This window comes from Frankia sp. CcWB2 (assembly GCF_977927585.1).
This window is the reverse complement of sequence record NZ_CDWRCM010000168.1, coordinates 6,791-8,482: the sequence shown is the minus strand read 5'-3', so window position 1 is coordinate 8,482 and position 1,692 is coordinate 6,791. Positions and strand designations below refer to the sequence as shown.

2 protein-coding genes are annotated in these 1,692 nt (G+C 68.0%); both read left to right on the top strand.

The genetic code is table 11. The features are described 5' to 3' along the window. Nucleotides 1-934 precede the first annotated feature (934 nt). Nucleotides 935-1,261, top strand: coding sequence for an FDXHR family putative zinc-binding protein (locus ACY45C_RS16355; protein WP_462188441.1), 327 nt, complete (start codon nucleotides 935-937; stop codon nucleotides 1,259-1,261). A 246-nt stretch (nucleotides 1,262-1,507) separates the two neighbouring features. Next, nucleotides 1,508-1,692, top strand: a 185-nt coding sequence (locus tag ACY45C_RS16350; RefSeq protein ID WP_462188440.1) for a hypothetical protein, incomplete at its 3' end; no start/stop codon positions are given.

Genomic DNA, 1,692 nt, shown 5'->3' with positions numbered 1-1,692 from the left:
ATAATGAGCATTATGTCAAGTAGAGCCGGTCGCAGGGTCTCCCCTCCTCGGCCCCGTGCCGCTCAGCCGCAGTTGATCGACCGGCCCGGATGAACGTGACACATCTCGACCGGCGGTGTCCCCAACCAGCGATGTCCCCCATCCGGATGCCGCCGGTCGAACCACACACGTCGAACCTCGCCACCGGTAATGATCAACTGGGTTTGGCCCCCACTCCCCTGGTGCTATTTGGGGTTTTTGTTTTTGATCATGGGATGTGAAGTGTCGTCAACACCGTTGATTATCTTGAAACGAGACGGTAGACGATTGTGCGAGCGATGGCTGGACTCCGTCGGCCAGCCGTCAGCCGACGAATTTGGGGGACCTAGTACTCCAACCCGATGCGCCTACCCAGAGGCTCCGGGTGACCGGGCGGGCAGGTTGTGCAGACCGGCCTGGGCGGCGGCCGCCGTGCAGTATCCGGTGGACGGCGGCCAGATCCCAGCTGGCGCCGATCCGGATACCGGCGGCGAGCGGCACGCGCGCCGCGGACCGCGCCGACCACCAGACCCAGCGGGGTGCCAGCAACGCCTCGATCTCGGCGAGCACCCGCGCGATCTGGCCGGCCCCGGCCAGCGGATCCCGGCGGGCGGATCCCGGCGGCCCGCAGCCGGGCGAGCCGGCCCGACTCCGGGTAGGACGGGGATGCCGACGTCACTGGTCGATTCTCACCGGCGGGTCCGACAGTTCACGCCCCTCCGGACCGCTTCTCACGGTCGCCGCACCGGTGCTCACGGTAGCAGCACCAGGGTCCGCGGCGCCTCCGGCGGCCGGTGGCAGCCCGGTGACGCGACGCGCCCGAAGAGCTACAAAGCCGAAATGCCCACGTTGGAAACGTTGAGCGGCAAGAATCCGACGACGGGAGATCGGAACCTTCGCGGGAAGAGGCGGTTTCATGGCAGGGCGGGACAACGAGTACGAACGCCCCATCCTGCTCAGCTGCGGCGGCTGCGACGTGCGCTGGACGGCGCTGACCGCGGCGCACTGCCCGTCCTGCCACGAGACCTTCGCCGGCACCACCACCGGCTTCGACGCGCATCGGGTGAAGGGGACCTGCCTTTCCCCGGAACGGGCCGGGTTGCGCCGCGACCGCGGATACTGGCTCAGCGGAGACGAACAGCCGCCCGGCCGCATCCTGCGGGCCTCCGACCGGCGGGGCGGTTCGGCCGGCCCCGCGGGCGGCGGCGGCGGAGGAGGCGGCGCGGTACGGATGGCCGGCTGACCGAGCCCTCCCCTCACCGGACGGTAGGCGGATCCCACCTGCCGCCTGCGGCCGGGACTGGATGGCCGAGCCGGTCGCAGCAGGCACGACGCCAGGCATGGTGGTAGGGACGTGCCACCGTCACGGTGTAGTGGACGGACGGGGTAAAGGGTGCCCGTCAGTGAAGATTCGACCGAGGTGGCACGCTCAGGAGTCGAAATGAAATAACTTGCGCGTTTCGAACCCTCCACAGGCCTGTGACCTGCGATGATGCTCTCGATCACGTATTTGTTACTTCATTACGTCCCCTCAAAGCCCGTGCCGGTTTTTCTCCGATCAAGCTACGACGTTCGGCGTCGTTTCTCAAAGGACCGCGCCCGCGTCCACGCGGCGGGCGGCAATCCGTTTGGCGGTGGGCCACCGCACGTCGTGCACCCAGCCGAGCTTCTCGA

What these genes read in the sequence shown, in the direction of transcription:
- ACY45C_RS16355 (WP_462188441.1), top strand. Translation starts at nt 935, where the DNA reads ATGGCAGGGCGGGACAACGAGTACGAACGCCCCATCCTGCTCAGCTGC.